The following is a 23,111-nucleotide window of genomic DNA, read 5'->3' as shown; positions in this document are numbered from 1 at the left end:
CAGGATGCCCATGAAGAAACCAAGAAGGGCGAGCGCTGCGAAGGCCAAAAAGGGCCGGAAGACCAGCGCCGGCCGATCCGCCCCCAAAAGGCTGACCAAGCGTCCGGCGAAGCCGCCCCGGCGCGCCGCCTCGGGCGATGGTGGGGCTATTGAAAACGTCAGGGCGACAATCCGGGGCCTGCGAGCCAAGCTCAAGGAGGCGCAGCTCCGGGTTGCGGAACTGGAAGCTGCGGCCGACACCGATTTCCTGCTCGAGATTCCCAACCGGCGCGGCTTCGAGCGCGAGCTTGCGCGCGCCATCGCCTATATGAAGCGCTACCGCGCCAGCGGGGCACTGATCGTGCTCGACGTCGATCGGCTCAAGCCGATCAACGATTCGTTCGGTCATGCCGCCGGCGACGAGGTGCTCAAGGCGATCGTCGCCACGCTGACGCGACAGGTCCGTGCCTCCGACGTGGTCGGCCGGCTCGGGGGCGACGAGTTCGCCCTCTTGCTTTGGAATCTCAGCGAGACCGACGCCAAGGCGAAGGCCGCGGCCTTCGAGCAGGCGATCGACGAATTGTCTTTTGTCTTTCGCGGCCAGCACGTGACCGCGGGCGCTTCCGCCGGAGTCGCGCTGCTGGGGGCGCAGTCCGACGCCGGCCGTGCCCTGGAGGAGGCGGACGCCGCCATGTACGTGCGCAAGGCGTGTCGGCGGCACGAGCCGCAGATCAGGCTGGTCAGCAGCTGACCTTACAGTGTCCCCAGATCTTCCGGCACGTTGCCGAATTTGCGCAGCAGCCTGGCGTCGCCGAATTCGCCGGTCACGGGATCGCCGCTGCGGCTGAATGCGACCGCGCCGATGTGGCCGGCACCGTGGGCCAATATCTCGGCGCGCCGCAGCGCCGCAGTCGAGGTCTGGCATTCCTCGGCAGTGCCTGCGACCGGCGAGCCGTCTGCATCGATCAAGAAGGGCATTGCAACGTAGTAGGTCACATCCGACATGGCGTTGCTCCGGTTGTTGAAAATCAGGCGGCGCTGCTCTTGCTCCGCATCTTGCTGCGCGAGGTCTCCGGAATGCAGCCGGCGGAAATCGCGGCCTGCAATTCCTCCAGCTCGGTTTCCAGATATTCATTGGCCATGATCAGCGCTTTGATCGTGCTGCGCAGATTGCCGTCGCACATCGCGATCGCCTGATCGCAGGCCTGTTCATAATGGCTGTTGTCGAGAAGGGGCGTTGCCGACATCTGCGTTGTCCTCGTGTCGTGGCTTGGGCATTCCGGAGGTTTGGGCGCTCCAAAATGTTCCTATTTTGTTCTCATCGAGTCAAGCGGATTCATCTGGGCAAAGCCGCGGTGCAGGCCGGCTCACGGATCAGGCGATGATGTCGGGGGTAATCTGGTCTTCGATGAACGCGATGCGATCACGTAACAACAGCTTGCGCTTCTTCAACCGCTGTAACCGCAATAGGTCGGGGGCGGGCGATTGATGCAGTGCATCGATCGCGGCGTCCAGATCTCGGTGTTCCTGCTGCAACCGGGTGAGCTCGGCTTCGAGCTCACGCTCGTCTTCATTGGTCATGTCTGCGGTGGCCGAAAACCGATAAGCGTGAGATTAAGGCTGTGGATGCCCTGTGGAAATTATCGTCCTTGCGCGGCGTGATCGCAAGCCATCTGCGATCCCTGCTCGCCAATCTCCCGCAAGATATTTCTGCAGGCGGGTGCGGCGTCGCGCAGGCGCATTGATATCACGGATTTTTCCCGCGCGGTTCCCCTAGTCACGCTTCGTTACATATGAACTTTCAAAAATGACACCGCGACGACGGATACCCATCGACAGAACGGATCGCTGATGTAGACTTGCTTGTCCGGATCGAATCCTGAGGTTCAACCCTACCGAGGAGGTTTCGAATGACAATTCAGGCACATCTGGTTGAATTGGAACGGAAGCACAAACTTCTCGAAAACGAATTGCACGAAGCTCTCGTGCACCTTTCAACAGACGACCTGCAAATTGTTGAGTTGAAGCGCCGGAAGTTGATGGTCAAGGACCAGATCGAGCGTCTGAAGCACGGCGATACGCTCCACTAGCGACCCCCGCAACATCGTAGAGTTGATCGCATCCTTTCACGCAGGGATGAGGGCATTCGTGCTCATCCCTGCTGCAAGGTGGCGCAAGACCTCTGCCTTGCGCCAGCCTTGTTGGGACCGTTTTCTCGACGCCAACCGTCATCCACCTCACGCGAACACGCGCTAGATGTCTGCGAGCTCGGCGACGTGATCGGCGATCGCGAGCGACGACGTCAGTCCCGGGGATTCGATGCCGAACAGGTTGATCAGGCCTGCGACGCCGTGATCGTGCGGGCCCTGCATCAGGAAGTCCTGCGTGGCCACGGCCGGCGGCACGATCTTCGGGCGGATGCCCGAATAGCTCGGCATCAGCGCGCCATCGGGCAGCGTCGGCCAGTATTTGCGGATCGCCGGATAGAAGCGCTCTGCGCGTGACGGATCGACCTCGTAGTTGATCGTCTCGATCCATTCGACGTCGGGCCCGAAACGTGCCTGCCCTGCCATGTCCAGCGTCAGATGGACCCCTAACCCGCCGGGCTCGGGCACCGGATAGATCAGGCGCGAGAACGGCGCCCTGGCGTTGCAGCTGAAGTAATTTCCCTTGGCGAGATAGGCCGGAGGGATCCGGTCCAGCGGCATGCCGTCGATGTTGCGCGCGACATTCGTCGCCGACAGCCCCGCGGCGTTGACGAGGAGGCTGCATTGCAGCGTCATCGGCGCCTCGCCGCCGGCCTCGACCTCGATGACGCCGGCAGTCGCCTTGGCGCGGATCAGCGGAGTGTGAAACGCGAAGGCCGCGCCGGCGTCCTCGGCCTCGCCGCGCAGCGAGAGCATGTAGGCGTGGCTGTCGATGATGCCCGTTGACGGTGACAGCAGCGCAGCATCGCAGGCGAGCGCCGGCTCCAGCGCCCGCGCGGCCTCCCCCGTGAGCAGCTGCATGTCGAGCACGCCATTGGCCTCGGCATGCGCCTTGATCGATTGCAGCTTCTCGGTTTCCTTCGCACTGGTCGCAACGATCAGCTTGCCGCAATTCTTGTGGGGGATGCCGCGCTCGGCGCAGTAGCGGTAGAGCGCGTGCTTGCCGCTGACGCACATGCGCGCCATCCAGCTTCCGGCGCGATAGTAGATGCCGGCATGGATCACCTCACTGTTGCGCGAGGAGGTGACGGTGCCAATGGCCTCGGCTGCCTCGAGCACGATGACCTCGCGCCCGGCCTGGGCGAGCTTCCGGGCTACCGCGAGCCCGACCACGCCGGCTCCGATGACGATGCAATCGACCCTATCCATGGTTGTGCAGAATGTTCGCTGGAGGTGCCGGTGGCATTGGAGCCGAGAACGAGGGCGCGGGCCCGTTTTCCATTAAGCAAGCATTTATCATGTCAGGGCAATTGCCGTATTTCGCGTCACATTTTTCTGTTGCGCCTACAGGCGTTTACCCGATCCAAACCCGCGAGGCCAGACAATCCGACGTTGAAATCGCGGGTGGCTGATGGCTGAGAAGAACTGGCACGTGGGCAGCGCGCTTCTGATTGCTGTGCAGGCCGTCGTATGCCTGGCCGGTGCGGTCACGCCTGCGCGTGCCTTTGCGCTATCGGACAGCTTTGGTCCGGGCGATCTCACCAAGCTCGATCCCAGCGTCATCTGGGAAGCCCTGATTGCGGTCATCGTCGTGTGCTCGTTCCTCGCCGCGATCGCGCTGTGGATCCATTCCTCGCTGCGCCGGACCAGGCGTCTGCAGTTGCGGCGCAACGCCTTCATCTCCTCCGCCATGAACAATCTCAACCAGGGCGTGGTGATGACGGATGCGCAGCGCCGCATCATCTTCTGCAACGACCGCTATCTCGAGATCTATGGCCTGACGCGGTCGGATGTCCGGGCGGGCATGAACGGCCGCGAGCTCCTCGCGCTTCGGCGCAAGCGCGGCGTGCTGGGCGCTTCCGACGACGAATTTTACGACAAGGCGGCAAGCGCCAATGGTCTGATCACGGAACTGCCCGACGGGCGGGCCATCCTGGTGAAATATTTCGTGCTGCCGAACGGCGGCTCGGTGGCCACGCATCTCGACGTCAGCGAGCAGCGCAGGCTGTCGCGGCAGCTCGCCTCGACCAAGCAATTCCTGGAATCGGTGCTGGACCATGTGCCGGCCTGCGTGGCAGCCAAGAGCATCGAGGATGGTTGCTACATCTTCGCCAACAGCGCCTATGAGCGGTTCTGGGGATTGTCGCGGGACTTCGCCGTCGGCAGGAATGCGCGGGAGCTGTTTGCGCCGGGCTCGGCGTCCAGCATCGAGGCGGCCGACCAGGCGGCGCTCAATTCGCCGGGTGGCCAATATCGCAACGAGTTCGAGGTCGACCGTGCCGGTGCGCGGCGCATGGTCGCCTCGATCCGGATCGTGGTCCGCAACGAGAGCAACAAGCCCGAATTTCTGCTCATCGTGTTCGAGGACATCACCGACCGCCGCTCGCTGTCGCAAGAGCTGGAGAGCACCAAGAAGTTCCTCGAACTCGTGGTCGACAACATCCCGGTCGCGCTGATCGTGGAACAGGTCAAGGACGGCCGCTATCTGCTCGCCAACCGCAGCGCGGAGACGATCCTCAACCGCAGGCGCGAGGAAACCACCGGCCTGACCGCGTCCGACATCTTCAATGCCAAGGAAGCCAGGCTGATCATCGCGCGCGATGAGGCCGCGATCAAGAAGCGCGGGATGATCACCGAGGAGCATCCGATCTCCACCAAGGACGGCCTGCGGCTGTTTCTCACCCGCCGCGCCACCGTGCTCAATGATGCCGGCGAACCGCAATATCTGATCAAGACCCACGAGGACGTCACCGACCGCCGCCAGACCGAGTCGCGCATGGCGCACATGGCCTATCACGACGGCCTCACCGATCTGCCGAACCGCGCCGCCTTCCTCCAGGCGCTGACCCAGATGATCGAGGCGTGCGAAGGCACCGGCGAGGAGTTCGCCGTGCTCTGCGTCGACCTCGACGGCCTCAAGGAGGTCAACGACGTCTTCGGCCATGCGCTCGGCGACAAGCTCCTGATCGAGGTGGCCCATCGGCTCCAGGACTCCGCGCGCGGCGGCGTGGTGGCGCGCCTGTCCGGCGACGAGTTCGGCCTGATCATCGACGGCAAGCAGCCCGAGGCGGGCCTCGCACTGGCGCGGCAAATCGGCGAAGCCGTCGCCCGGGAATTCCAGATCGACGGCCGGCCGGTCCGCGCCGGCATCACCACGGGCATGTCGGTCTTCCCGCACAATGGCACCGATGGCGCCTCGCTGCTTGCCAATGCCGGCGCGGCGCTGTTCCGCGCCAAGCAGAAGTCGCGCGGCACGATCAGCCTCTACCAGCCGGAGATGGACCAGCAGATCCGCGATCGCCGCGTGCTGCATCAGGACCTCTCGATGGCGGTCAAGAACGGCGAGCTCTCGCTCGCCTTCCAGCCGCAGGGGGCCGCGGGCCACAGCGTTGCCGAGAGCGAGATCATCGGCTTCGAGGCGCTGGCGCGCTGGCAGCATCCGGTGCGCGGCCAGGTTTCGCCCGCCGAATTCATTCCAATCGCCGAGGAGAGCGGCCTGATCGTCGAGATGGGCGAGTGGATCCTGCGCGAGGCCTGCCGCGAGGCGGCGTCCTGGCCGAAGCCGCTGCAGGTCGCGGTCAATCTGTCGCCGGCGCAGTTCATGCACGGGGACGTGGTCGGACTGGTCCATTCGATCCTGATCGAGACGGGCCTTGCACCGGGCCGGCTCGAGCTCGAGATCACCGAGGGCGTGCTGATCGAGGATTTCGATCGCGGCCTTGCGTTGCTGCGCCGCCTGAAGGCGCTTGGCGTGCGCATCTCCATGGACGATTTCGGCAGCGGTTACTCCTCGCTGAGCTACCTCCAGGCGTTCCCGTTCGACAAGATCAAGATCGACCGCGCCTTCATTATCAATCTTGGCCGCAACCCGCAATCGGCGGCAATCGTGCGCGCGGTGATCGATCTCGGCCACGGCCTCGATATGTCGATCATCGCCGAAGGCGTCGAGACGGTGGACCAGCTCGCCTTCCTCGCCAAGGAGGGCTGCGACGGCGTGCAGGGCTATCTGCTCGGCAAGCCGCTGCCGATCGGGAAATATGCCGGCCTCATCGGTCGCGCCGAAGCCATGGAGCTTGCGCTGAAGACCGGCTAGTTATGGGAGTGCTTCGCTCCCATTCGACGGCTTCATGGCGGATTTCGACCTCGCGATCATCGGCGGCGGCCTGAACGGCGTCAGCCTCGCGCGCGATGCGGCGGGTCGCGGCCTGCGGGTTATCCTCTTCGAGCAGGGCGATCTCGGCGGCGCGGCATCGTCGGCAACACCGCGGTTGATCCACGGCGATCTCTCGGTGCTGGAGCGCCGCGGCTTCTGGCGGGTGCGCCGGGCTCTGGCCGAGCGCCGGACCTGGCTCCGGATCGCGCCGCATCTGGTCCGGCCGATGCGCTTCGTTGTTCCCGCGCATTCGGATGAGCGTCCACCATGGCTGCTGCGGGCCGGCCTGTTCCTGTATGACAGCCTCGCCAGCCGGAGCGGCCTGCCCCGATCGAAGACTCTCGACATCACCCACCATCCGGTCGGCAACGCGCTAAGGCGCCCATTCGGCACGGCGTTCGATTATTCGGACTGCGTCGTCGACGATTCCCGCCTCGTGGTGCTCACGGCGCTGGACGCGGCCGAACGTGGCGCGGCGATCCGGACCGGGGCACGCTGCGTCCGCGCCGATCGAACCGACGTCTGGCGGCTCGCCGTGGTCGATCGCGGCCATCGCCGTACCATCACGACCCGGGCGCTGGCCAACACCAGCGGGGCCTGGACGCCATTGGTTGCGGAGACCGTGCTGCGGCAACCGCAGCCCGCCATGGCCGCCACACAGATGAGCCAGATCATCGTGCCGCGGCTGTTCGAGTCCGATAACGTCTACGTCTTCCAGAACAGCGACGGCCGGCTGATCTTCGCGAGCCCGTTCGAGCGCGACTTCACCCTGATCGGTACGGTGACGCGTGATTTCACCGGAGATCCCGCGATCGTGGCGATGGCCGGATCCGACGTCAGCTATCTCTGCGAAGCGGCCAGCCGCTATTTCCGCGAGCGCATCGCCCCGGTCGACGTGGTCCGGACGGTCTCTGGCGTCAATTTGAGGCCGGCGTCGGTGCGAGGAGGTGACGGCGCGACCCTGTTCCACGCGCGCCGGCGCAAGGCGCCGCTGCTCACGATGTTCGGCGGCGATGTCACCACGTCGCGCCTGCGCGCGGAGCGTGCGGTGACGAAGCTGACGCCGTTCTATCCGATGTCGCCGCCCTGGACCGCGGGCGCAGCGCTGCCCGGCGGCGATTTTGCCTGGAATCGCTTCGACACCGCGGTCGACCTCGCACGCGAGCGCTGGCGCTTTCTCTCCGAAGCGCAGGCCCAGCGCCTGGTTGCGGCCTATGGCTCGCGATTGCCGGCGGTGCTCGGGGACGCCAAGACCCGCGACGATCTCGGCCCTGCCTTCGGCCCCGAGCTGACCGGCGCCGAGGTGCGATACCTGATGAGCCGCGAATGGGCGCGCTTCCCCGAGGACGTCCTGTGGCGTCGCTCCAAGCTCGGCCTGACCATGCCCGCGGCGGACCGTGACGCGCTGGCGGCGTTCATGGCGGATGTGAACGATTCATCCCGAACTAGTTGAGCTAGGGACGATCGGCCGCTAGCGTGCGGCGGAATCGGGGTTGGCGGGGACCATGACGGACGAGTTGCCCAGAACAGACACCGCGGCCAGTGCGGCCGGTGGAGATCCGTATCCGGCGGCTGGCCAGCCGCTGCTGCGGATCGAGGGCGTCGCCAAGACGTTCGGGACGTTCCGCGCCGTGGATGGCGTCTCACTCGACATCAAGGCCGGCGAGTTCTTCGCGCTGCTCGGTCCGAGCGGCTGCGGCAAGACCACGCTCTTGCGCATGCTCGCCGGTTTCGAGGCACCGGACGAGGGACGCATCCTGCTCGGCGGCAAGGACATCGCGCAGGCGCTACCGCACGAGCGCCCGGTCAACATGATGTTCCAGAACTACGCGCTATTCCCGCATTTGTCTGTGCGCGACAACATCGCCTTCGGCCTGAAGCGCGCCGGCATGCCGCGCGTCGAGATCGCCACCCGCGTGGCCGAGATGGTCGCACTGGTGAAGCTCGAAGGGCTCGAGAAGCGCAAGCCGGATCAACTCTCGGGCGGCCAGCGCCAGCGCGTGGCGCTGGCCCGTGCGCTGGCGCGCCGGCCTCAACTCCTGCTGCTCGACGAGCCGCTCGCAGCCCTCGACAAGAAGCTGCGCGAGAGCACGCAAGGCGAGCTGATGGAGCTGCAGCGGCGGCTCGGCATGACCTTCATCATCGTGACCCACGATCAGGAGGAGGCGATGACGATGGCGAGCCGGATCGGCGTGATGAAGGCCGGCAAGCTCGCCCAGGTCGCGAGCCCCCGCGAACTCTACGAGGCGCCGCGCTCGCGCTGGATCGCGGAGTTCGTCGGCGACATCAATCTCTTCGATGGCGAGTCCAAATTGCGCGATGGTCATCGTCTGGTCATCGGCACGCGTGATGCGGGTGCGCTGGTGGTGGCCGAGCCGCGCGAGCCGGTCGGCGCGGGAAAATTGGCGGTCGCGATCCGCCCCGAAAAAGTCAAGCTGTCGCGACGAGGTCCCGTGAGCGAGGCCGGTCGTGAAACGGCGATCAACCGGCTCGACGGCGTCATCGCCGACATCTGCTATCTCGGCGGCACCACCACCTTCAAGGTGAAGCTCGACACCGGCGGGATGCTGCAGGCGTCGGTTGCCAACAGCGCGCGGCTAGACGTCGACGCCTACAGCCTGAACCAGCATGTCGTCGCCTGGTTCACGCCCGACGACTGCGTGGTGCTGCCGTCATGAGCTCCCGCCGCATCTTTGCGCGGCCGGCGCGCTTTGCCGCGATCGCACCCTATGTCTGGATGGTGCTGTTCTTCCTGGTGCCGTTCGCCTTCGTGCTGAAGATCAGCCTGTCGCAGACGGCGATCGCACAGCCGCCCTACGCGCCGGTCTTCGACCTGACGGCGGGATGGGACGCGCTCAGAGGCGCCTTTGCCGCACTCTCGGCCGACAATTTCAAGCTGCTCGTCTCCGACGACATCTATGTGTTTGCCTATATGCGCAGCCTCACCGTCGCCGTGACCGCGACTGCGCTGCTGCTTCTGATCGGCTATCCCATCGCCTATGGCATGGCGCGGCTGCCGAAGCGCTGGCAGGCGGTGGCCATGGTGCTGGTGATCGTGCCGTTCTGGACCTCGTTCCTGATCCGCATCTATGCCTGGATCAACATCCTCCAGCATGACGGCCTGCTCAACCAGATCCTGCTGGCGCTGCATCTGGTCAGCCAGCCCGTGGTGTGGCTCTCCACCGACACCGCGATGTATATCGGCATCGTCTATTCCTATTTGCCGTTCATGATCCTGCCGCTCTACGCCACGCTCGCCAAGATGGAGCCGGCGTTGGAGGAGGCGGCCGCCGATCTCGGCGCGCCGCCCTGGCAGGTGTTCTGGCTCGTCATCTTCCCGTTGTCACTGCCCGGCGTCGGCGCCGGTGTGCTGCTGTGCTTCATCCCGATCGTCGGCGAATTTGTCATCCCGGATCTCCTGGCCGGCTCCAATGCGCTGATGATCGGCCAGACCCTGTGGCTCGAATTCTTCACCAACAAGGACTGGCCGGTTGCGTCGGCAGCCGCCATCGTGCTGCTGATGGTGCTGCTGGTGCCGCTGCTGCTGTACGAACGGCTGCAGAAGCGGCAGCTCGAACATGGGCGGTGAGGCGATGCGCAAGGTCTCCCGCCTGTCCCGCTTCAACATCGCCTCGCTGGCGCTCGGGCTGGCATTCCTCTATCTGCCGATCCTCATCCTCGTCATCTATTCCTTCAACGCCTCGCGGCTGGTGACGGTGTGGGGCGGCTGGTCGCTGCGCTGGTATCACGAGTTCTTCAATGATCGCGCCATGATCGAGGCGGCCTGGATGAGCTTGCGGGTCGCGGTTGCCTCCGCGACGATCGCCACGCTGCTCGGCACGCTCGCCGCGGTGGCGCTGTCGCGCGGCGAGCGGTTCCGCGGCCGAACGCTGTTCTCCGGCATGCTCTATGCGCCGCTGGTGATGCCGGAGGTGATCACCGGATTGTCGCTGCTGCTGCTGTTCGTCGCGCTGAACGCCGAGCGCGGCTTCTGGACCGTGACGATCGCCCACACCACGCTGACGATGTGCTTCGTCGCCGTCGTCGTGCAGTCCCGCCTCGGCTCGCTCGACCGCTCGCTGGAGGAGGCGGCGATGGACCTTGGTTGCGACCCGGTGCGCGCCTTTCTCTCGGTGACGCTGCCGCTGATCGCGCCCGCGATCGTCGCGGGCTGGATGCTGGCGTTCACGCTCTCGCTGGACGATCTCGTGATCGCGAGCTTCACCACGGGCCCCGGCTCGGCGACGCTGCCGATCCGGATCTATTCGGAGGTGCGTTTGGGGGTGAAGCCGGAGATCAACGCGATCTGCACGCTGGTGATTGCGCTGATCGCGGTCGTCATCGTCATGGCTTCGCTCGCCTCGAAGCTGTCGAGCTCGCAGGGCGAGAGCGCCGCGCCGCTGTAGGTTCTGCTGTCATTGCGAGGAGCCCTTGCGACGAAGCAATCCAGAGTCTCTCCGCGGAAAGATCCTGGATTGCTTCGCTGCGCTCGCAATGACGAAGGAGCCCTACGACTTCACCGCACCTGCCGTCAGTCCGCCCACCATGTAGCGGCGGAAGGCGTAATAGACCGCGGCCGGGGGCAGCGCGTAGATGAAGCCGGTGGTCATCAGCAGCTCCCAGGGCGAGTCGTCCGCGGCGAGGAAGTTGCCGAGCGCGACGGGGAGGGTGATCTCGCGGTCGTTCGAGAGCAGCAGGAACGCGTAGAGATATTCGTTCCAGGCCAGCAGCACGGCATAGGTGCCGATCGCGACCAGCGAGGGCATCATCAGCGGCAAATAGACCAGGCGGAAGATCTGCAGCGTGGTCGCGCCGTCCATCACGGCGGCCTCGTCCAGCTCGACCGGCAGCTTGTCGGAGGCCTGCTTGAGCACCCAGATCGCGTAGGGGCTCGCGATCGTCACCATCGCCAGGATCAGCGACCAGTGATTGTTGAGCAGGCCGTAATTGCCCATGGTGCGGTACATCGGCACGGCGAGGAACGCCGCGGGGATGAAATAGGTGAAGAGCGCGAGGTTCAACACCGTGCGCCCGCCCGGCACCTTCAGCCGCGAGATCGAGAACGCCGCCGCAGTTGCGATGAACAGTGTCAGCGCGCCGACGGAGACCGCGATCACGGTCGAGTTCCAGAACTGGATGTAGAAGTCGCGCAGGAAGTAATGCTGCTGCTTGAACACGATCGCGAAATTGTGCAGCGTCGGGTGATCCGGCCACAGCTTGCCCGAGAACGCGTCCTCCTTCGGGGAGATCGCGAACAGGAACATGTGATAGATCGGAATCATCGTCCACAGGAAGACGGGGATGCCGATCAGCAGCAGCCTCGCTTCGGTTCCGACTTCGCGCCAAGAAAACTGTCTTACGCCGGGGAACTTCATCGCGACAACCGTTTCATCATGAAGTACACGAGCGGCAGGACGAACGGCATCGCGCAGACGATCGATGCCATGGCCAGCGAGAGCTGGTCGAGCCGGAGATAGCGGATGCCGAGCGTCGCCAGCACGTGCGTGAGGTCGGCCGGGCCGCCGCCGGTGAGCAGGTAGACGCTGTTGAAATCGCCCAGCGTCCAGATCATCGAGAGCAGCGTGCAAGTGACGTAGAGCGTCTGCATCGAGGGCCAGGTGATGTAGCGGAACTTCTGCCACCAGCTCGCGCCGTCGACCTCGGCGGCCTCGAACAGATCGTGCGAGATCGCGAGGCGGCCGGTGATCAGGATCAGCGTCCAGAACGGCAGCGACTTCCAGATGTGCACGGCGATCGCCATGGTCAGCGCCACCGTCGGATCGTTCAGCCAGTTCGGGCCGTCATCGCCGGTCAAGGAGAAGATGTAGTGGTTGATCATGCCCCATTCGGGATTGAGCATGAAGCGCACCGACAGGATGGTCGGGATCGACGGCACCGCCCAGGGCAGGATGAAGATCACCGAGAGCCATTTGATCCAGGTGCGCTGCTGGGCGAAGAAGCCGGACAGGAACAGCGCGATCAGCATCTTGATGTTGATGCCGATGACCAGGAAGATCAGCGTGTTGACCGCGGCGCGCGCAAAGATCGGATCATTGTAGAGCGCCACATAATTCGAAGGGGCCCGTGCCAGCCACAGCCCGTAGCAGACTGGATAGACGACGAAGGCAAGGAAAACGAGCAGATAGGGCGCGAGCAGGATGATGCCCCAGACCTGCGCCGGGGTCAGCCGCGACGACAAGGGCGGGCCGGGGATTGCCTGATCGCCAGAGAGCGTGATCGCCATTCTTTTCGGACTCTTCTCAAATCTAAAACCTCTCCCCGCTTGCGGGGAGAGGTCGGATCGCCCCCGGCGATGCGAAGCATCGTCCGGCGCGATCCGGGTGAGCGGGTACAGGACTCACTACGCGCACAACTAGCGGATAGAGCCCCCCACCCCAACCCTCTCCCCGTAAGAACGGGGAGAGGGAGGGGATAGACCTTAGCCCGCGACCTGCTTGATGCGGGCGATCAGTTCATCGACGGCCTTGTCGACCGGAACCTTCTCGCTGACGACGCGATTCATCGCCTTCGCCCACACGTTCTCGTTGTTGAGGATCGTGAACTTCCAGTTCTTGGTGAAATCGAACGCGGCGGTGCCGCCCTTGAACTGCGCGTAGACGGCCTTGCGGTGCTTGTCAGCCTGCCAGAACGGGCTTTCCTGGCTTTCCTTGGTCACCGGGAACCAGCGACCGAGCGCGCCTTCGATGTAGGGACGGACGTTATCTTCCTGGAGCAGGAAGCTGATGAACTGCTTGGCCTCGGCCTTGTTCTTGGCCGCGGTGAACACCAGCCCGGTCTTGACGTCCGAGCGGTAGCGGATAGTCGAACCATCCGGCGCCTTCGGGAAGGATGCCGTGATGATGTCCTGCTCATAGGCCTTCTTGCCGGCGTCGCGCTGCTCCTGGGTGAGCGCCTGGTTCTGCGAGTCCTCGAACCACTTCGCCGCGATCGAGATCGTGAAGTTGTGGGTCATCACGATGGTCTTGTTGTGGAACGCGACGTTGTTGTCGGGATCCTTCCAGGTGGTCGAGGAGGGCGGGGTGCAGCCCTTGATGTAGGTGTCGGTATAGTCCTTCATCGCCTTGATCAGGCCGTCGCGGACCTTCGGGTCGTCGACCAGCAACTTGCCGTCGTCGTCGACCAGCTTGACGTGGTAGGCATCCATGAAGGTGTAGAACGACTGGAAGGAATCGGTGGATTCCACGCCCATCGGCTGGCCGACGGCGTAGATGCGCTGGCCGGTTGCCTTGCGGATCGCCGGCTGCACCTTGTCGCACCAGAACGTCCAATAGCCCGTCCAGTCGTTCGGGATGTCGCTCTGCTTGAAGCCGGCCTTCTCCAGCATGTCGTTCCAGATCTGGACGTGCATGCTCTGCTGCTTCAGCGGGAAGCCGTAATAGGCCTTCTTCTTGGCGACGTCATTGTAGAGGATCGACGCATCGAGCGTGTTCTGCACGAACCGGTCCTTGATCGGCTCCATGACGTCCGTGAGGTCCTCGAGCTTGCCCTCATAGGCCCACTTGCCCTGCGCCTGCACGTCATAGGAGTCGGAATAGGCGACATCGGGAACCGTGCCGGCATCGAGCGCCGCGACCGTCTTCGGAATCATGTCCTGGATCGCGTATTGCGACAATTCGACCTTGATGCCGGTCTTGGCTTCGAATTTCTTGATCGTCTCGATCAGCGCGTCGTCTTCGGAGCGATAGAAGCCCTTGCCCCACCAGACCGTGATCGTCTTCTGCTGCGCAAAGGCGGGTGCAGTGGCGGCAAAAAGCCCAACCGCAGCGACCGCCAATGATACTGCGCCAATTACCTTGGATCTCACGTTTTTCTCCCTCAAGCGGCCGGTGTTTTTAACCGGTCGTATAAAACACTAGCGCAGGATGGTAGCGCAATCAACGCATCTTGTCAGACCCGGGTCGTCAACGCGTGGACGATGAAATCGCCGCATCAATTCGGCCGGATCAATTCGCGATGGTCGGCCAACACCGGAGAGGCGCCGTCCTCAGTTGAAACTCACCTGAGTCGGACGTCAGCTCAGTTGGACTTGCTAGTTGGACTTGGCGTTCTCTTTAGTATTTTCCGCCGTCGGCGCTTCCGCCGGCGCGGGACGCTTTCCGCTTCCCGTGATGCGCTCGATCGCGGAGCGCACGGCATCGCCTCCCTTGCGGTCCTTCAGCATGTCAAGCAGCGGCGCGGAGGCTGGCGAGCGGCGGATCAGGCTTTCCGGATCGGGAAAGATCAGCGGATCGTCCCATGGCCCCTGCACCACGAACGGCAATTCGAATCCTGAGGCGCTGGTGAGGCTTGCCACACCCTTCATGTCGTATTCGCGCGTCGGCACCGAGGCGGTGCCGGTGAGCGTGATCTTCGTCGCCGGCCCTTCGACGCGGATGTCCTCGGCGGTGGCGATCCCGTCGGAGAATTTCACGGCGATGGTGAGATTGGTGTAGGGCGTCGAGCCGTTGCGGAAATTGCCACCGCCCGACAGCGGCCGCCGCTCCAGCCGCTTGAGGAGCTGCTCGGCGTTGAAGCCTGCGATCGCGCCGTCATGCCCGGTCACGGTGGCACTTCCGTCGAGTGACTGCACGAGGCCGAACGGGCTCGATCCGGAGGCGAGAAGCGAGACGTTGATATTGCCGCGGCCGGACAGCTTGTTGAGCCCGAACAGCTCCGTGGCGCAGGCCTGGAGGTCGACGTCGGTGAACTGGAATTGCGCCTTGATGTCGGCGACGGTGTCGGACCGGGCGATGCCGAACGAGCCCTTTGCGATCCCGCCATAGACTTGCGCCTCGCCGACCGAGAGCGCCAGCGCGCCGTTGCGCAAATTGGCGCCGATCGCGGTGCGTCCGAGCTTCGTCGGCCCGACCGTGAGCTTGGCCGCGGACAGGCGCATGTCGAGATCGGTGGTCGACAATCCCTGGAGATCGAACAGCTGCCGGTTCCAGTCGCGCGCGCCGCTCGCGAGCAGGCGGAACGTCGAGATATAAGGCGTGAAGTCGAGCGCATCGGCGGCGAGCGTCGCCTGCAGCGTCTGCCGGCCGTTATTGGCGTAGGTCATGACGCCCTCGGCGGCGTTGCCGTCCAGCTCGACGTTGACGTTGGTGAGCGCGATCGAGGCGCCGACGACGTTGGCGCGCGCCTTCAGCGCGAAGCGGCCGAAGCCGCCGCTGCCGGGCTGCGGCTGCCCAGTCCAGCGCAGCGCGTTGCGCAAGGACGGGCTGTCGACGGTGAGCGTGCCTTCCATCATCGGGCTGGTGCGATTGGCGACGCTGCCGTCGAAGGCGAGCTTGAGCGGCGCGCTGGCGATGCGCGCCTTCAGGCCGGACCGGTCGCCGGAGAGGGCCGCGACGAAATCGGAAAAGCTGATCGAGCCGTCGACACGCTCGCCGCGCCAGTCGAACTGTCCGGTCGCGGCAAAGGAGCGCGAGATCGAAGGCCAGGCCAGCGACAGGTCGATGTCCTCGAGCTTCTCGGTGGCACGCGTAGCGGCGTCCTCGTAGTCGAGCACGCCGTCCTGGATCCGGATTTCGGAGAACGAGACCTGGTTCTCGGCCCCGGGCTTCATGGTGCGCGCGATGGTCTGGATGAAGGGCGTCCAGTTGCTCTCGCCGTCCGGCTTGAGGCTGACATGGATGCGCGGACGCAGCAGCATCAGGTCGGCGATCTCGAACCGCTGCAGCAGCAGCGGCAGCAGCCGCAGATTTGCAGTGAGCACGTCGACCTGGAGCGCTGGCGTGCTGGTGCCGCCGCCCTTGAGGCCGACGTCGTGGAAGGAGATGTAGCTCGCCGGCAGCACCGAAATGTCGATGCTGCCTGCGACATTGAGCTCCAGCCCGGTGACGTCGCGGATCTGCGCTTCGACGGCCTTGCGCAGCGCGTCGCGGTTGATGAGCCAGGAGGTCGCGATCAGGGCGATCAGCGCGACGCCGAGCAGCGCCGCGATCGGCGTCCCGAGGCGCTTCATTCCTTGGGCCATGGTCAATGGCATGTCCTGATCGGGTTGGTCGTTGGAGCCAGAGGGCGGGCCGGGAAACCTGCGCGCCCACACCCAACCCCCGCAACTTGATGGGTTTTCTTGACGCTTTCAAGGCCGCTGCACGGTTATGCCCACGGCGTGGGCAGCTTCTACCACCCAGCGGCGCAGCGGAGAACCCCGTATCATTGACGGCTTCGGACGATTTCGCCTAATAATCGCCGCCAATAAGGCGCGACGGCCAGCAAGCCGAAGGTTCAGTCGAGGTTTTTTGCATGAACAAGGTCTATCCCGACGCCAGGTCGGCTCTGTCAGGCATTCTGAAAGACAACATGATGATCATGTCGGGCGGCTTCGGCCTCTGCGGCATTGCCGAGGAGCTGTCGGACGCGATCCGGGAGTCCGGTGTCAAGGGCCTGACGGTGGTCTCCAACAATGCCGGCGTCGACGGCATCGGCCTCAGCCGCCTGCTCGAAACCCGTCAGATCAAGAAGATGATCTCGTCCTATGTCGGCGAGAACAAGCTGTTCGCCCAGCAATTCCTCGCCGGGGAGCTGGAACTCGAATTCAATCCGCAGGGCACGCTGGCCGAGCGCATCCGCGCGGGCGGCGCCGGCATCCCGGCCTTCTACACCAAGACCGGCGTCGGCACGCTGATCGCCGAAGGCAAGGAAGTGAAGGAATTCGACGGCGAGAAGTACCTGATGGAGCGCGGCCTGTTCGCCGACATCGCCATCGTGCACGCCTGGAAGGGCGACACCGCCGGCAACCTCATCTACCGCAAGACCGCGCGCAATTTTAACCCGATGATGGCGACCGCCGCGAAGATCACGGTGGCCGAGGTCGAGCATCTGGTTCCGGCCGGTGAACTCAATCCCGACCACATTCACACGCCCGGCATCTTCGTGAAGCGCATCGTCGAGGTCGGCACGGCCAAGAAGCGCATCGAATTCCGCAACACCCGCCCGCGCCCGAGCGCATGATCCGGAAAACTGGACACCGGTTTTCCGATCAGATCATGCGCCACTAAAGAATCGACAGGAGCACAACGATGGCCTGGACCCGTGAACAGATGGCCGCGCGCGCCGCGAAGGAGTTGCGCGACGGCTATTACGTCAATCTCGGCATCGGCATCCCGACGCTGGTCTCGAACTACATCCCGGACGGCATGGACGTCAGCCTGCAGAGCGAGAACGGCATGCTCGGCATGGGCCCGTTCCCGTATGAGGGCGAGGAAGACGCCGATCTCATCAACGCCGGCAAGCAGACCGTGAGCGAGCTGCCCTCGACCTCGTATTTCTCGAGCGCGGATTCCTTCGGCATGATCCGCGGCGGCCACATGGACCTGTCGATCCTCGGCGCCATGCAGGTGGCCCAGAACGGCGATCTCGCCAACTGGATGATCCCCGGCAAGATGGTCAAGGGCATGGGCGGCGCGATGGATCTCGTCGCCGGCGTCAAGCGCGTCATCGTGGTAATGGAGCATTCGGCCAAGGACGGCCCGAAGCTCTTGAAGCAGTGCAATCTGCCGCTGACCGGCGAGCGCGTGGTCGACATGGTCGTCACTGATTTGGCCGTCTTCACCATCGACAAGCATGGCAGCGGCGGCATGGCGCTGATCGAGCTCGCCGACGGCGTTTCGCTCGACGAGGTCAAGTCCAAGACCGAAGCCGAATTCCGCGTCGCGTTGAAGAACACGTAAGCGGGAAACGCTGGGGGCGCGCAACACAATACGGTCTGCGCGTCCTTACGATTTTTGCTCAGCGATCAGGTCGGGCGATGACAACTCGATTGGTCGAAGCACCACGGGTGTGCGGACGATGTGCCCATGCCTTCAAGCGGGGCCGCTCGGCACCTCGGAGAACCGGGTCAGCCAGACGACCGGGCCGATGCTGGCGGCGATGATCAGGAGGGCCGCGAGCGCGCCGTCCTCGAAATTGCCGCGGCTTGCGAACTGGTAGATCGACGTCGACAGCGTTTCGACGTTGAGCGGCCGCAAGAGCAGCGTTGCCGGCAGCTCCTTCAGGCAGTCGACGAACATGATGATGACGGCGCCGAGCATCGCGGGCCGGAGCAGCGGCAGATAGATCTGTCTCAACATGACCGCCTGGCCCGCGCCGACCGTCCGCGCGCTCTCGTCATAGTCGCGCGGAATGCTGTCGAACCCGGCCTTGATCATGCCGACCGGCACCGCCAGGAAACGAATCGTGTAGGCGATGACGACGGCCGTCCCGGAGCCGACCAGGATCAGCCCGGGCAGCGAACGTCCCGTCCAGGCAACGACCGCGCTCAGCGCGTTGTCGACCGCCAGCACGGGGGTCAGCAGGCCGAGGGCAATCACGAGACCCGGCAGCGCGTAGCCGGTCTGCGCGATGCTCATCGCCACATATCGCAGAGGATCCGGCCGAAAGCGGTGCGCGATCGTCGTGGCGAGCGCAAGCATCAGCGCCATGAGCGTCGCGAGCGCTGCATAGGCAAACGAATGGAAGGTGTGGCGCCACAGGAGCGGGTCGAAATTTGCAAGCAGTCCGCGACCGAGAGCCTGATGCGCCAGATAGAACAGCGGCACGACGAAGCCGATCAGCACCGGCAGCACGCAGACCGCGAACGCGATCCAGGCTCTTGCGCCCGAAAGCGGGGTTCGCTGCCTCACATGCGGGCTTTCGGCCGAGAATTCGGCGTTGGCGTTGCGACGGCCGTAACGCTCCATCGCGATCAGGCCGGCGACGATCGCAAGCATCAGGCATGCGAGTTGCGCCGCACCGGCAAGGCTGCCGCGGTTGAGCCAGGTGGTGAAGATCGAGACCGTCAGCGTGCGGATGCCGAGATATTCGCTGGCGCCGATGTCGTTGAGCGTTTCCAGCGCGACCAGCGCCACGCCGACTGCCAGCGCCGGCCGCGCCATCGGCAGTGAAACGCGCCAGAAAACGGTCCATCGGCCGGCCCCCAGCGTCGTAGCCGCCTCGGCGAATTCGGCAGACTGAACCTGAAACGTCGCGCGCGCCGACAGATAGACGTAAGGATAGAGCACGAGCCCGATCACGAAGATGGCGCCCGGCAGCGAGCGCAGGTTGGGCAGATGGCCGAGGGCATCGCGCAGCGGCAGCCAGACCGCCAGGGTGCGGTGCACCAGGCCGAGCGGTTCGAACAGGTCGGCATAGACGTAAGCCGCAAGATAGGTCGGAATCGCCAGCGGCAGCGGCATCAGCCACAGGAGCATGCCCCGGCCGGGAAAATCGTGGCGCGATATCACCCATGCAGTGCCGGCGCCGATCAGAAGCGTGAGCGCGCCGACCCCGACGAGCAGAAGCGCGGTGTCCAGGAGGGCGGCCGGCAGCACGTAGTTGATCAGGTCGTGCCACACATCGGGCGCCGGCTGCAAAGCCAGCGAAACGATCGAGATCACGGGCGCCGCGACCAGGATCGCGGTTGCGATCGCGATTGCGGTCGCCGCGCGCCCGGCGTGGGCGCGGCCTCTCAAACGAGGCCGTGCGCCCGAAGCTTCTGCCAGTTTGAGTGACGAGGGCCGCCAGAGATCAGTTGTCAAAGCCGACCTTGTCCACCAGCGAGGCCGCAGCCTTGCGGTTGGCGGCGATCTTTGCGATCGGCAACGGATCTGGGCCGAGCTTGCCGTAGCCCGCGATGGTGGAGTTGACGGCGACACCGCCCCGAACCGGATATTCGTAGTTCTGGTCGGCATACATCTGCTGCGCCTGCTCGCTCACGAGCCACTCGATCAGCTTGATGCCGTTGGCCTTGTTGGGCGCGTTCTTGGCGAGCAGCACGCCGGAGAGGTTGACGTGGGTGCCGCCGCCCTCGAAGGTCGGCAGGATGACGCGTGTCGCCTCCGCCCACGGCTTCTTCTCGGGATCGTTGTTGATCATCAGCGCCCAGTAATAGGTGTTTCCGATGCCGATGTCGCACTTTCCGGCGGCAACGTCACGGGCGGCTTCGCGATCGCCGCCCGACGGCTTCTGCGCGAGATTGGCCTTCACGCCGCGCAGCCATTCCTCGGCCTTGGCCTCACCGTACTTGGCCGTGTAGGCCGCGAACAGGGCGTTGTTGTAGATGTGCTGGCCCGAGCGAATGCAGATCTTGCCCTTCCACTTGGGATCGGCGAGCTCCTCATAGGTGATCTTGTCCTGTTTGACGCGATCCTTCGAGGCATAGATCACGCGCGCGCGCATGGAGATGCCGGCCCAGTGTCCGTCCGGATCGCGATACTGCGCCGGCACGACCTTGTCGACCACCTCCGACTTGATCGGCTGGGTGACGCCGGCCTGCACGGCCTCGTCGATGCGGCCGATGTCCACCGTCAGCAGCACGTCGGCCGGGCTGTTGGCGCCTTCCGCCTTCATGCGCTGCTCCAGACCGGAGCTTGCGGAGACGACATTGACCTTGATGCCCGTATCCTTGCTGAAGGCGTCGAACAGCGGTTGGATCAGCTTGGTCTCGCGATAGGTATAGACGTTGACCTCGCCATTGGCGGCTGCCTTCGACGCGAAGGACGAGGTCAGGCTCAACACCGCCGCGGACGCGGCGAGGACGCGAAGATTGATCATAAGGGCTGCTCCAGGCGCGCGATTGAACGCCCGATTGAGTAGCGCAGGCAATGCGGCAACGTCAGCGACGCGATGTCGCGAGGGCCATGACTTAGAGAGATTCCAATATTATCTTTAGATCGATTCTAATTAGTGGATGGAGGCGTTGACGGGAAAACGATGCGCGCCGCTATGATCATGATCTTGCCGGCCACGTCTTGCTCAGGCGCTGCGACACGCCGACCAGCCATGACGTCTCCTCGCGCACCAGGCGGAAGCCGAGATTGGCGGGCGGCACGCCTTGGGCGCAGCCGCCGGCGCGGGCGTCGCGGATGAAATCGGTGACATAGGCGCGGTGGGCGCCTTCGGTGATACGTACCCCGCAGTTCACGGTCGGGCGGCCGGCACTTCCGGCGTCGTCGACACGCGAACGTACGAAGCAGCTCGAGGTCCACTCCCAGACGTTGCCGGCGAGATCTTCGACGCCGTGCTCGTTCGGGCCGAATTTGCCGAACGGATAGGCCGTGGTGTCGGTGAGGCCGCGTTCGGATTCACGCTCATAGCGGCTGATCCAGCGCTTCGAAGGGTCGCTTGCATCGACCGGCACACCATCATCCCTGAACCTGGAGCCGGCGGCAAACGCCCATTCCTCGTCGCTCGGCAGGCGGTAATGCCGGCCGGTCTTGCGCGACAGCCAGCCCGCATAGGTCTCGGCATCGTGCCAGCTCACCTGCACCGCGGGGCGATCGGGGGCGATCGCCACGTCACGGTCGAGCGCACGGCAGGGGCCATCCTTCACGCAAAGCTGATAGTCGGAAGAGGAAACCTGATTCCGCATGATGTGCAGCGGCCGGTCGATCCGGATCGTGCGCAGCGGCGCGTCCGCCTGCTGCCCGCCGCGGGTGAAGTCGCCGGCGTCACGATATGAGAAGCTGCCGCGGACGACCTCGACCATGGCCGGCTCGCCTCCCGCATCATGCGTCGCCATCTCGGAAACCAGAGGCGCAACGGCCAGCGGCCCCGCAAGCCCGGCCGCGCAGGCGAGCACCAGTTTGAGCTTGAATGCGATCAGCATGATGATTCCCCCGAAGGAAGAAGGGGCCGGTGATCAATCACCGGCCCCTTGTCGCGTCTAGTTGGTGCTGGCAGGCGGTATTTCGGCAGGAGCCTTCACCTGGGTCATCAGATCGTCGTTCCACTTGCCTTCGACCTTGAAGTGCGCGGTGGCGCCGAGATTGGCCGCCTCGATCAGATTGTGCGTGACATAAGCGTAGATGCCGGGCTGCTGGAATTTGTACAGCGCAGCTCCCGCCGACCCGCCGCGGATGAACCAGGTCTCGAGCCCGACCTCCGGCGCATTGCCGAACTTGCCGGTCTCCCAGACATAATCGCCATGGCCGCCGATCAGATGCGGACGGCTGTCGCGGTTAGCCTGCGAATGCACGATCAGCACGTTCTCCCCGACCTTGGCGGTGAGCGCGTTCTTGCCGGTGAGCGCGCCGACCTTGCCGTTGAAGACGACATGGGTGGGGATCAGCTTGTTCATCACCTCTTCGGTCTCGGTGAAGGCTTCGCCGGGCGATTCGTAGGACTTGAAGTTGCCCTTCTCGTCGCGCGGCACGTACATGTCCTGCTCGCCAATATAGTAGACCTTGTCGTATTTCAGCGCGCGGCCCTTGCCGTCGTTCAGCCCGTCGCGCGGCAGCACCATCACGGCGCCGTTCATGCCGGCGACGACGTGCCAGGGGATCATCGGGCCGCCCGGCGCGCAGTGATAGACGAACACGCCGGTCTTGGTCGCCTTCCAGCGCAGCACGACCTGTTCGCCGGGGTTGATGAGCGTGAGTTCGCCGCCGCCGAGTGCGCCGGTCGCGGAATGGAAGTCGATGTTGTGGGGCATGGTGTTGGCGGCGGGATTGACCAGCGTCAGCTCGACATAGTCACCCTCGTGCACGACCATGAGCGGTCCCGGCATCGAGCCGTTGAACGTCATCGCCTGGAAGGTGGTGCCCTTGTCGTCGATGACGACTTTCTTCTCCTGGACCGTCAGCTTGAACTCGACGATCTTGGGCCCCTGCGTCGTGGCTTGCTCGTGCGCGTGCACGAAGGGCGGAGCGACCAGCTCTACCTTCTGACGCGGCAGCTTGAGATCGCTGGCGGCGAAAGCCGGGGTCGCCAGCATCAGGGCGGTCGCGGCGGCGCTGATCAATGCGGCTCTGCGGGTGAACATCGGAAGCATCCTTCATGAAAAGGTTTTGATGACGGAATGCAGTGTGCGCCGATCGCGGCAAGCGTGTTTGCGCTGCGACAAGCTC

21 protein-coding genes are annotated in these 23,111 nt (G+C 64.5%); 9 read left to right on the top strand and 12 right to left on the bottom strand.

Features of this window, described 5'->3' with window-relative positions:
* Positions 1-10: 10 nt before the first annotated feature.
* Positions 11-730, top strand: coding sequence for a GGDEF domain-containing protein (locus tag H1B27_RS29535; protein WP_082822101.1), 720 nt, complete (start codon positions 11-13; stop codon positions 728-730).
* Positions 731-732: 2 nt separating this feature from the next.
* Here the strand turns inward: H1B27_RS29535 and H1B27_RS29530 are convergent, their stop codons facing one another.
* From H1B27_RS29530 to H1B27_RS29520, 3 genes are all read right to left on the bottom strand, one after another.
* Positions 733-984, bottom strand: a complete 252-nt coding sequence (locus tag H1B27_RS29530; protein WP_028181614.1) for a hypothetical protein — start codon at positions 982-984, stop codon at positions 733-735.
* A 23-nt stretch (positions 985-1,007) separates the two neighbouring features.
* A complete protein-coding gene (locus tag H1B27_RS29525; protein ID WP_028181615.1) occupies positions 1,008-1,226 on the bottom strand; it encodes a hypothetical protein in 219 nt (72 codons plus the stop codon).
* Positions 1,227-1,353: 127 nt separating this feature from the next.
* Complete coding sequence (locus H1B27_RS29520) at positions 1,354-1,560, bottom strand: YdcH family protein (RefSeq protein WP_008546179.1); 207 nt, start codon at positions 1,558-1,560, stop codon at positions 1,354-1,356.
* 329 nt (positions 1,561-1,889) lie between these two features.
* Here H1B27_RS29520 and H1B27_RS29515 point away from each other — a divergent pair, with 329 nt between their 5' ends.
* Entirely contained in the window at positions 1,890-2,069 is a 180-nt protein-coding gene (locus H1B27_RS29515) for a YdcH family protein (RefSeq protein ID WP_061880823.1), read from the top strand.
* Positions 2,070-2,231: 162 nt separating this feature from the next.
* Here H1B27_RS29515 and H1B27_RS29510 read toward each other — a convergent pair whose 3' ends face one another.
* Positions 2,232-3,335 (bottom strand): NAD(P)/FAD-dependent oxidoreductase, encoded by a 1,104-nt coding sequence (locus tag H1B27_RS29510; RefSeq protein WP_061880822.1) that lies wholly within the window; start codon positions 3,333-3,335, stop codon positions 2,232-2,234.
* A gap of 202 nt (positions 3,336-3,537) precedes the next feature.
* On the opposite strand from H1B27_RS29510, the gene H1B27_RS29505 reads away from it, so the two are divergent.
* Genes H1B27_RS29505 through H1B27_RS29485 form a run of 5 tightly spaced genes read left to right on the top strand, consistent with a single transcriptional unit; the run spans position 3,538 to position 10,685 of the window.
* A complete protein-coding gene (locus tag H1B27_RS29505; protein ID WP_197968486.1) occupies positions 3,538-6,219 on the top strand; it encodes a sensor domain-containing protein in 2,682 nt (893 codons plus the stop codon).
* 34 nt (positions 6,220-6,253) lie between these two features.
* Positions 6,254-7,732 carry a glycerol-3-phosphate dehydrogenase gene (locus H1B27_RS29500; RefSeq protein ID WP_197968485.1) on the top strand — a complete coding sequence of 493 codons (1,479 nt, stop codon included), beginning with the start codon at positions 6,254-6,256 and terminating at the stop codon, positions 7,730-7,732.
* Positions 7,733-7,784: 52 nt separating this feature from the next.
* Entirely contained in the window at positions 7,785-8,957 is a 1,173-nt protein-coding gene (locus tag H1B27_RS29495; RefSeq protein WP_197968484.1) for an ABC transporter ATP-binding protein, read from the top strand.
* Complete coding sequence (locus H1B27_RS29490; RefSeq protein ID WP_197968483.1) at positions 8,954-9,868, top strand: ABC transporter permease; 915 nt, start codon at positions 8,954-8,956, stop codon at positions 9,866-9,868. The genes H1B27_RS29495 and H1B27_RS29490 overlap by 4 nt, the downstream gene beginning before the upstream one ends.
* Positions 9,869-9,872: 4 nt before the next feature.
* Complete coding sequence (locus H1B27_RS29485; protein WP_197968482.1) at positions 9,873-10,685, top strand: ABC transporter permease; 813 nt, start codon at positions 9,873-9,875, stop codon at positions 10,683-10,685.
* A 102-nt stretch (positions 10,686-10,787) separates the two neighbouring features.
* On the opposite strand, the gene H1B27_RS29480 is transcribed toward H1B27_RS29485, so the two are convergent.
* The 4 genes from H1B27_RS29480 to H1B27_RS29465 all read right to left on the bottom strand — a co-directional run bounded on the left by H1B27_RS29480 (position 10,788) and on the right by H1B27_RS29465 (position 16,258).
* A complete protein-coding gene (locus tag H1B27_RS29480) occupies positions 10,788-11,654 on the bottom strand; it encodes a carbohydrate ABC transporter permease (protein WP_197968481.1) in 867 nt (288 codons plus the stop codon).
* Complete coding sequence (locus tag H1B27_RS29475; RefSeq protein ID WP_061880815.1) at positions 11,651-12,523, bottom strand: carbohydrate ABC transporter permease; 873 nt, start codon at positions 12,521-12,523, stop codon at positions 11,651-11,653. The genes H1B27_RS29480 and H1B27_RS29475 overlap by 4 nt, the downstream gene beginning before the upstream one ends.
* Before the next feature lie 195 nt (positions 12,524-12,718).
* Positions 12,719-14,104, bottom strand: a complete 1,386-nt coding sequence (locus tag H1B27_RS29470; protein WP_197968480.1) for an ABC transporter substrate-binding protein — start codon at positions 14,102-14,104, stop codon at positions 12,719-12,721.
* Positions 14,105-14,329: 225 nt separating this feature from the next.
* Positions 14,330-16,258, bottom strand: a complete 1,929-nt coding sequence (locus tag H1B27_RS29465) for an AsmA family protein (RefSeq protein WP_197968509.1) — start codon at positions 16,256-16,258, stop codon at positions 14,330-14,332.
* 272 nt (positions 16,259-16,530) lie between these two features.
* On the opposite strand from H1B27_RS29465, the gene H1B27_RS29460 reads away from it, so the two are divergent.
* Both H1B27_RS29460 and H1B27_RS29455 read left to right on the top strand, forming a co-directional pair.
* A complete protein-coding gene (locus tag H1B27_RS29460; protein WP_197968479.1) occupies positions 16,531-17,238 on the top strand; it encodes a CoA transferase subunit A in 708 nt (235 codons plus the stop codon).
* A gap of 68 nt (positions 17,239-17,306) precedes the next feature.
* Positions 17,307-17,957 carry a CoA transferase subunit B gene (locus H1B27_RS29455; protein WP_131873980.1) on the top strand — a complete coding sequence of 217 codons (651 nt, stop codon included), beginning with the start codon at positions 17,307-17,309 and terminating at the stop codon, positions 17,955-17,957.
* Between the two features lie 132 nt (positions 17,958-18,089).
* Here H1B27_RS29455 and H1B27_RS29450 read toward each other — a convergent pair whose 3' ends face one another.
* The 4 genes from H1B27_RS29450 to nirK all read right to left on the bottom strand — a co-directional run bounded on the left by H1B27_RS29450 (position 18,090) and on the right by nirK (position 23,026).
* A complete protein-coding gene (locus tag H1B27_RS29450) occupies positions 18,090-19,736 on the bottom strand; it encodes an ABC transporter permease (protein WP_197968478.1) in 1,647 nt (548 codons plus the stop codon).
* Between the two features lie 55 nt (positions 19,737-19,791).
* Positions 19,792-20,817 (bottom strand): Fe(3+) ABC transporter substrate-binding protein, encoded by a 1,026-nt coding sequence (locus H1B27_RS29445; RefSeq protein ID WP_197968477.1) that lies wholly within the window; start codon positions 20,815-20,817, stop codon positions 19,792-19,794.
* A 175-nt stretch (positions 20,818-20,992) separates the two neighbouring features.
* Positions 20,993-21,871 carry an SUMF1/EgtB/PvdO family nonheme iron enzyme gene (locus tag H1B27_RS29440; protein WP_197968476.1) on the bottom strand — a complete coding sequence of 293 codons (879 nt, stop codon included), beginning with the start codon at positions 21,869-21,871 and terminating at the stop codon, positions 20,993-20,995.
* A gap of 57 nt (positions 21,872-21,928) precedes the next feature.
* Complete coding sequence (gene nirK, locus H1B27_RS29435) at positions 21,929-23,026, bottom strand: copper-containing nitrite reductase (RefSeq protein WP_197968475.1); 1,098 nt, start codon at positions 23,024-23,026, stop codon at positions 21,929-21,931.
* Positions 23,027-23,111: the final 85 nt, after the last annotated feature.

It is taken from the genome of Bradyrhizobium diversitatis (assembly GCF_016031635.1).
Lineage (GTDB): Bacteria > Pseudomonadota > Alphaproteobacteria > Rhizobiales > Xanthobacteraceae > Bradyrhizobium > Bradyrhizobium diversitatis.
This window is presented reverse-complemented; position numbering and strand designations above follow the sequence as displayed.

What these genes read in the sequence shown, in the direction of transcription:
- H1B27_RS29535 (WP_082822101.1), top strand. Translation starts at nt 11, where the DNA reads ATGAAGAAACCAAGAAGGGCGAGCGCTGCGAAGGCCAAAAAGGGCCGG.
- H1B27_RS29530 (WP_028181614.1), bottom strand. Translation starts at nt 984, where the DNA reads ATGTCGGATGTGACCTACTACGTTGCAATGCCCTTCTTGATCGATGCA.
- H1B27_RS29525 (WP_028181615.1), bottom strand. Translation starts at nt 1,226, where the DNA reads ATGTCGGCAACGCCCCTTCTCGACAACAGCCATTATGAACAGGCCTGC.
- H1B27_RS29520 (WP_008546179.1), bottom strand. Translation starts at nt 1,560, where the DNA reads ATGACCAATGAAGACGAGCGTGAGCTCGAAGCCGAGCTCACCCGGTTG.
- H1B27_RS29515 (WP_061880823.1), top strand. Translation starts at nt 1,890, where the DNA reads ATGACAATTCAGGCACATCTGGTTGAATTGGAACGGAAGCACAAACTT.
- H1B27_RS29510 (WP_061880822.1), bottom strand. Translation starts at nt 3,335, where the DNA reads ATGGATAGGGTCGATTGCATCGTCATCGGAGCCGGCGTGGTCGGGCTC.
- H1B27_RS29505 (WP_197968486.1), top strand. Translation starts at nt 3,538, where the DNA reads ATGGCTGAGAAGAACTGGCACGTGGGCAGCGCGCTTCTGATTGCTGTG.
- H1B27_RS29500 (WP_197968485.1), top strand. Translation starts at nt 6,254, where the DNA reads ATGGCGGATTTCGACCTCGCGATCATCGGCGGCGGCCTGAACGGCGTC.
- H1B27_RS29495 (WP_197968484.1), top strand. Translation starts at nt 7,785, where the DNA reads ATGACGGACGAGTTGCCCAGAACAGACACCGCGGCCAGTGCGGCCGGT.
- H1B27_RS29490 (WP_197968483.1), top strand. Translation starts at nt 8,954, where the DNA reads ATGAGCTCCCGCCGCATCTTTGCGCGGCCGGCGCGCTTTGCCGCGATC.
- H1B27_RS29485 (WP_197968482.1), top strand. Translation starts at nt 9,873, where the DNA reads ATGCGCAAGGTCTCCCGCCTGTCCCGCTTCAACATCGCCTCGCTGGCG.
- H1B27_RS29480 (WP_197968481.1), bottom strand. Translation starts at nt 11,654, where the DNA reads ATGAAGTTCCCCGGCGTAAGACAGTTTTCTTGGCGCGAAGTCGGAACC.
- H1B27_RS29475 (WP_061880815.1), bottom strand. Translation starts at nt 12,523, where the DNA reads ATGGCGATCACGCTCTCTGGCGATCAGGCAATCCCCGGCCCGCCCTTG.
- H1B27_RS29465 (WP_197968509.1), bottom strand. Translation starts at nt 16,258, where the DNA reads ATGGCCCAAGGAATGAAGCGCCTCGGGACGCCGATCGCGGCGCTGCTC.
- H1B27_RS29460 (WP_197968479.1), top strand. Translation starts at nt 16,531, where the DNA reads ATGAACAAGGTCTATCCCGACGCCAGGTCGGCTCTGTCAGGCATTCTG.
- H1B27_RS29455 (WP_131873980.1), top strand. Translation starts at nt 17,307, where the DNA reads ATGGCCTGGACCCGTGAACAGATGGCCGCGCGCGCCGCGAAGGAGTTG.
- H1B27_RS29445 (WP_197968477.1), bottom strand. Translation starts at nt 20,817, where the DNA reads ATGATCAATCTTCGCGTCCTCGCCGCGTCCGCGGCGGTGTTGAGCCTG.
- H1B27_RS29440 (WP_197968476.1), bottom strand. Translation starts at nt 21,871, where the DNA reads ATGCTGATCGCATTCAAGCTCAAACTGGTGCTCGCCTGCGCGGCCGGG.
- nirK (WP_197968475.1), bottom strand. Translation starts at nt 23,026, where the DNA reads ATGTTCACCCGCAGAGCCGCATTGATCAGCGCCGCCGCGACCGCCCTG.